The organism is Collinsella sp. CLA-ER-H10, from assembly GCF_040092475.1.
Lineage (GTDB): Bacteria > Actinomycetota > Coriobacteriia > Coriobacteriales > Coriobacteriaceae > Collinsella.
The window spans coordinates 1-5,567 of record NZ_JBBNLM010000034.1 but is presented as its reverse complement, the minus strand read 5'-3'; the positions used below and the strand labels follow the sequence as shown (position 1 = coordinate 5,567).

Annotated in this window: 8 protein-coding genes; 6 read left to right on the top strand and 2 right to left on the bottom strand. The window is 53.7% G+C overall.

Annotated features, from left to right (window positions below):
• Together AAAX36_RS09280 and AAAX36_RS09275 are read left to right on the top strand one after the other, a co-directional pair.
• Window positions 1–235: hypothetical protein (locus AAAX36_RS09280; protein WP_349075259.1), on the top strand; the 235-nt coding region annotated here is incomplete at its 5' end.
• 156 nt (window positions 236–391) lie between these two features.
• Window positions 392–733, top strand: coding sequence for a BspA family leucine-rich repeat surface protein (locus tag AAAX36_RS09275; RefSeq protein ID WP_117818415.1), 342 nt, complete (start codon window positions 392–394; stop codon window positions 731–733).
• Between the two features lie 75 nt (window positions 734–808).
• Here AAAX36_RS09275 and AAAX36_RS09270 read toward each other — a convergent pair whose 3' ends face one another.
• Window positions 809–2,041 carry a DUF4143 domain-containing protein gene (locus AAAX36_RS09270; protein WP_349075256.1) on the bottom strand — a complete coding sequence of 411 codons (1,233 nt, stop codon included), beginning with the start codon at window positions 2,039–2,041 and terminating at the stop codon, window positions 809–811.
• 1,255 nt (window positions 2,042–3,296) lie between these two features.
• On the opposite strand from AAAX36_RS09270, the gene AAAX36_RS09265 reads away from it, so the two are divergent.
• The 3 genes from AAAX36_RS09265 to AAAX36_RS09255 all read left to right on the top strand — a co-directional run bounded on the left by AAAX36_RS09265 (window position 3,297) and on the right by AAAX36_RS09255 (window position 4,453).
• Entirely contained in the window at window positions 3,297–3,680 is a 384-nt protein-coding gene (locus tag AAAX36_RS09265) for a hypothetical protein (protein ID WP_349075254.1), read from the top strand.
• A 298-nt stretch (window positions 3,681–3,978) separates the two neighbouring features.
• Window positions 3,979–4,101 carry a hypothetical protein gene (locus AAAX36_RS09260; protein WP_302630593.1) on the top strand — a complete coding sequence of 41 codons (123 nt, stop codon included), beginning with the start codon at window positions 3,979–3,981 and terminating at the stop codon, window positions 4,099–4,101.
• Window positions 4,061–4,453 carry a PDZ domain-containing protein gene (locus AAAX36_RS09255; protein ID WP_349075252.1) on the top strand — a complete coding sequence of 131 codons (393 nt, stop codon included), beginning with the start codon at window positions 4,061–4,063 and terminating at the stop codon, window positions 4,451–4,453. Before AAAX36_RS09260 ends, AAAX36_RS09255 begins: the two co-directional genes overlap by 41 nt.
• A 111-nt stretch (window positions 4,454–4,564) precedes the next feature.
• Here AAAX36_RS09255 and AAAX36_RS09250 read toward each other — a convergent pair whose 3' ends face one another.
• Window positions 4,565–5,011 carry a hypothetical protein gene (locus AAAX36_RS09250; RefSeq protein ID WP_349075250.1) on the bottom strand — a complete coding sequence of 149 codons (447 nt, stop codon included), beginning with the start codon at window positions 5,009–5,011 and terminating at the stop codon, window positions 4,565–4,567.
• Between the two features lie 243 nt (window positions 5,012–5,254).
• On the opposite strand from AAAX36_RS09250, the gene AAAX36_RS09245 reads away from it, so the two are divergent.
• Window positions 5,255–5,449 (top strand): hypothetical protein, encoded by a 195-nt coding sequence (locus AAAX36_RS09245; protein ID WP_349075248.1) that lies wholly within the window; start codon window positions 5,255–5,257, stop codon window positions 5,447–5,449.
• The last annotated feature ends 118 nt before the right edge of the window (window positions 5,450–5,567 follow it).

Sequence of the window (5,567 nt, the reverse complement as noted above, 5' to 3'; positions counted from 1 at the left end):
AGACATGGAATGGCAAATCTGTAATGACGATGGCTCTTGTCTGAGTGGTCGTTTGGCCGCAACGAGCGACCCGAATTCGTTCGATCTTCTCGACAATGATGGATCGGATTGCGGTTCAGTTCACCTGCCGTATGCATCACGAGACGGGATGGACGGCATTCTCTACGTCTCCCACGAGTCTGGCGATTTCAAGATGCGCAGGACTAACCGAGTGCCGGCTTTTATCGAGGAGTGAGAGTTCCCAGCGGCCTGCCGATCAGGCCGCCGGGGTATCGAATCCCGCATTCATCCGTACACACACGGACGAATTCGGAAAGCAACCGTGGTATTCCTACAGGAATCGAATCCGTGAGGTCGTTGTCCTGGATACCTGGGATCCAGAGAGCGGTAGATACCTGTTCGACGGTCTGACCCAATCGACCTATCGAAACTCGATACATCGGATTGCACGACCCTGGAGGGCATGTTCAGGGGATGCTCAAGCGTCACGGAGCTTTTTGATCTCGACCGTCTTGACACCTCGAACGTCGAGAACACGTCCTACATGTTCCTCAACTGCCTGACGCTCAAGGCCGTCAGCATCTTGGGATGGGAGGCGTCCGGAATCACAGACGTCGACCAGATGCTCAGTGGCTGCTCTACCTACATCCTCGCAACCGAGGAGCAGCGCGAGTTCCTGAACAAAATCACCGGCTCCACGCAGCACGGAATCTGGACCCGCAACCTTTCTTAGCCCAGATCAAAATACCGGTTGTTTCCAGAAATCCTCCAGGCACCTTCTAGAGGATTTCTGGAAATGCAAATAGCTTTAGATTCCGAGCGTGTCGACCGGAGCAATAACGATGCCTTCGCCAGTTACGTGAGCCGGCATACCAAACCCGATGACGATGAGTTTCGCCGCAGGTGGCCTCTCCCCGCGATCGACCAGCTTTCGCTCGAGTCGAAGCAGATTTTCCACTGCCTCTGGGACTTGGGGGCTCCCAAGCTTGACCTCAATGGCAACCCACGAGCCGTCACGACGATGGACAATCGCGTCGACCTCCAGGTCGTCAGCGTCGTGGTAGTGAGATACGGTCGCATCGCTGGCTGCCGCGTAAACCTTGAGATCGTGCAGCACGAGGGATTCGAAGAGCAAGCCAAGGGTCTTCGGATCGGATGACAACGACTCCGGGTTCGCGCCGATGAGGGCGACGGCGAGCGATGGGTCAGCAAGGTGCCGCTTTGCGCCCTGCCGCAACTTCACCGGCGACCTGAGAGCCGGATGCCACGCGGGGACATCGTCGACGATATTGATACGGCGCAGCGCGCCCATGTAACCGGTAATCGTATTCTTTGAGACGTCAACGCCCAAATCCCTTTCGATGGACTTCATGCCGGCAAGGGTCGATTCATTGCGCGCAAGCGAGGAGAGCAAGGCCCTTACCTTAACCGGATCGCGTTTCACTCCATCCGCCCTCGAAACGTCAGACTCGCAAACACCGTCAATATAGGCGGCGGCTATCCGCATCGCGTCGGCAGTCGTCTTACCGACCGCTTGGGGCCAACCGCCGCGGCAGAGCAAATCCGCGATACCGGCGATACCGGCGATGGATCCGAGTGATGCCGCAACGGAATCGCCATCGAGCAGCGCACCAAGCGAGACCGCTCCCGACGAAATACCGAGCTCGAAAAGCGTCATGGTATCCATCCGCAAACGGGCGATTCGACCCACACCGCTGTGCATCGGCTGGTTCTCGGCTCGCGGCGTCGCAGATCCGGTGAGAATGAACTGTCCTGGCTCCCCTCCCCTGACATCGCATTCGAATCGCACGGCATCCCATAGCTTCGGTTCCTCCTGCCATTCGTCGACAAGCCTCGGGGTCGGTCCGACAATTGCCTGGGCCGGATCGAGACGAGCGAGCTGGAGGGCCGCAAAACCGCCAGATGGGTCGGAGAGAGATAACGATGACTCGGCAAATCTCTGAGCTGTCGTTGTCTTTCCACACCATTTCGGCCCCTGAATGAGCACTGCACCAAAAATGCCAAGGTCGCGCTCGACCAAGCAGTCAACACAACGTCCTATGTACCTATCCATCGCCTTTCCCTCCAATCATCCACTTGAAATTATACTGTCTATCTGCGTCGTTGGGACAAATAACGATGACTTATTGGGACAAATAACGATAACTTATTGGGACGATTGACGATGGTTCGTTGGGACGATTTCAATTTTTCTAAGGCACCAATCAACAGCCGTGACCATATGACTGTGCGCACATGTTAGCATGGTCATATGGTCACATATTTGCAGCCGCGATTATGCTGCGACAACTCAACCGTTAGCGCTTATTAAACAGCCGACCGAGCGACCCGGGCAATCTGGTCCCGGCTCCCGCGGTCGTATTCCTACGATATCGCCCCTAGATCACCAATGTGTCAGATAAAGAATGATGCAATGGTTATGATCACGCATACGGCGGATGCGGCGACTGCGCCTTTTTTCCTCTCCTTTAGTCCGACGAATAGGGTTGCCGTAAAGTAAAGGGCGGAAATGCAGTCTATGGCAAGCGAAACGAGTTCCTTGGGCGGTTTCAGCAAAAGGTCGCTAGCAAAGAGTAATGCAAGCAGGGCAAAGCCGATTGTGGTCAAGTATCTCGATTGATTTTGCGACAGCATGGCAACTGCCTTTCAGAACAGGCAAGTGAAAAGTCGGTACGATGCCCTTGCGGTTGCAAAAAAGCCGCCGCCAGGACCGGTTGTCACGAGACCGGCGATAACGCATTTTCTCGGTTTCCAGCTCATGACAGACCACTCTCTCATGGTGAAACGCATACATTATGAGATATGCACATTATCTCGCTAATTAATTTCAATATCCATCATCTAACACTAAAGAATACTGACTCACTGATTCAGTGACGATGCGTTTTTACCCTTGCGTTCCCACTCGCGTAATCGCCTCGACGCGTCGGCGGTCGAAAGGGCCTCCGTCTCGCAATCAGCGACCTTGTAACCGTATCTGCCGAGCCAGGCAGCAAGTGCATCCCAATCGACGCGCTTCCAGTCGCCGCCCGGCGCGTGCTGCATCACGAGGCCTCCGGCGACCACGAGCCCGTGGATATGCTCTCCTTGCAGGCCTGCGATGATTCCGCCGGTGCATACGATGCTAGGTCGCTGTGCCGGCACTGCGCAAACGTATTGGCCTTTGTGCCCCTTTTGGCAACTTTAGCATGGCTGTAGGTTAAACCAACCCACAGCCATGAGTACGTTAACGTAGTACTATGCTAATTACACGGATAAGGCAGGGGTATTTTTCTTTGGCGAATAAATTTGGATTTCATGGCAAGGGGGGTGGCGTTAAGGTTTTCATCGCTATATCAGTTGCCGTGTTCGCATTCTCTGCGCTATTTCTAAAAGTGGAGCGTTGCCAAAAAGATAGCGGAGGTGACTATTCACATTTGTGGTTCGTGAGCGGATCGGTGTTGAACGTTGACAGCTCTGGCGATTTTACCATGTCGGTCGAAAGCGAAGATCCATATAACGACGGGTCTGATCGTCTGACCATTCTGGTTGATTCAGAACATACGCGCTATGTAAGCGATAGCCCCGTGAGCGTTGGGTCTAAAGTCAAGGTAGGCTATTTTCTCGATTCCCGAAAGAGAAATACGATTCGCTGCTCTTCTGTGGATGTGTTGGAATAAATTTTGAGTAACTATCAGTAAAAAGCTGCGAGCAAAGGCCGCTCCACGTGGGGCGACCTTTTTGGTGGATAGACGTTGCGGAGGATGATCGATTGAGGTTTTTGCTCCGCATGGAAACCGAGTGAGGATTCTGTCCCGCGAGGGGCGTGTTTTGAGGCTCTTGGCGGTACGTAATTCTCGTTCGGCGTCTTGACGGGACAAAACCCTCGGTTGACTTTTCGTTATGCACGGAACCGGGACGTCCGTCGTAACGGTGGTGCTCTTGTATCCGTTTGAAATCGAGCGAAGGAGTACCGCTATGGAGCAATCGAGCCTATTTGATGACGGTGTGGACATCGATCTCGAAGCGCCTGCGAGCGTGGACGCCGCCGTACCAACCGATGCCCGTGCCCAGGCGGCAGCGCGCGTGGCTCAGCACTGATAGCGGTGCGTATGTGGCGAGCGTCGTCGAGGACGGTCCCGCCGCCAAGGCCGGCATCCAGGAGGGCGATGTCATCACCAAGCTGGACGATGACGAGATTACGAGCGCTGATGGTCTGATCATCGCGCTGCGCAGCCACGAGGTGGGCGAGAAGGTCGAGATCACGCTCATGCGCGGCAAGGACGAGAAGAAGGTCACGGTCGAGCTGGGCTCCGACGAGGAGCTGCAGAACCAGCAGCAGGACGACAGCGCGACCGACACCGGCAACGGCGGTATTACCGACGAGCAGCTGCGCCAGTATCTGGAGGAGCTGCTAGGCCAGCAGGGTCAGGGCTACGGCCAGGGCTATTAACGAGCCGTATCGCACATATCGAAGGATGACGATTCCAATACGGACGACACCAAAACCGGCATCGACGGCTCCATGGACGATTCGGATTCCAAATAGGCCCTGTTAGTTGAGCTACTTCTTTGCCGGTGTCGTATACGAAACCGCTATACCCGCGGCAATTGCCATGAGACAGCTCACGATGAATCCGAACTCATACTTCAAAACGTTTGTTGCGGTCAGGGCGATAATCAACACAGTCGCAATTTGCAGAATTATCATTATTACGAAGAGATTGATTCCTTGTTTGGCCGAAGTCGCTGAGTGAGTTTGGCTTTGTTGATTCAGGTTGTAGCTGACAGCAAAAGCGATCAGTTCGCTTGATACGGGGCCGACTACATAGAAAAAGATTGCGTCAATGAAGCCTATAGTGTTGTAAGTGTTGTAAGTTGTTTCGCCGGAAAAAACAGCGTTTAAAGCATATCCAAATCTTGGCTGATTCATGTATGAGTAGGAGAAGACCAAGAGCGTCAATATTGCTACTACCAGAAGTGCATTCAGGATAAATCGTTTGCTTTTCATCGATCGCTCCTTCCGGGTGACTCTTATATGTAATTCTACAACAGCCATTATTTTTAAAGAATATGACTGTCCTAAATAACGTGCACTTTCGCTGGAGGGTCGCTGTTTGGCGGCCCTCTTTTTTTGCACAGGCGCGGTGGGATGGTAATATCGGGCGGGAGTCAGTCGCTCTGATAGAATCGTCCTTGCTGTCGGCAGCCCTCGTGCCGGGCAGAGCCCTCCATTTGATGGGAGGTGATGCCCATGACCGATCTGATTGATTTCGTGAAGCTCCTGACCGCTTTGGTCTCGCTCCTCACGGCGCTTATCGGACTTTCCGAGGCACTTAAGCAGCGTACGAAGCAAAAGGCGGCAAAGCGCACAAGATCACATATAGCCCGGGAAGGGAATACAGGATCGATAGTCCAAGCCCCCCATCAACCGCAGTGCTTTGCGTAAGAATCAACTGAACCCAAACGGCAATTATCACTGAGCAGGTTGTCGATAAAAGAAGACTGGAAATATAGCACGCAACAAAGTCCCGTCGCATTCGAGCAGAGAAATCCGCGAACTCTCT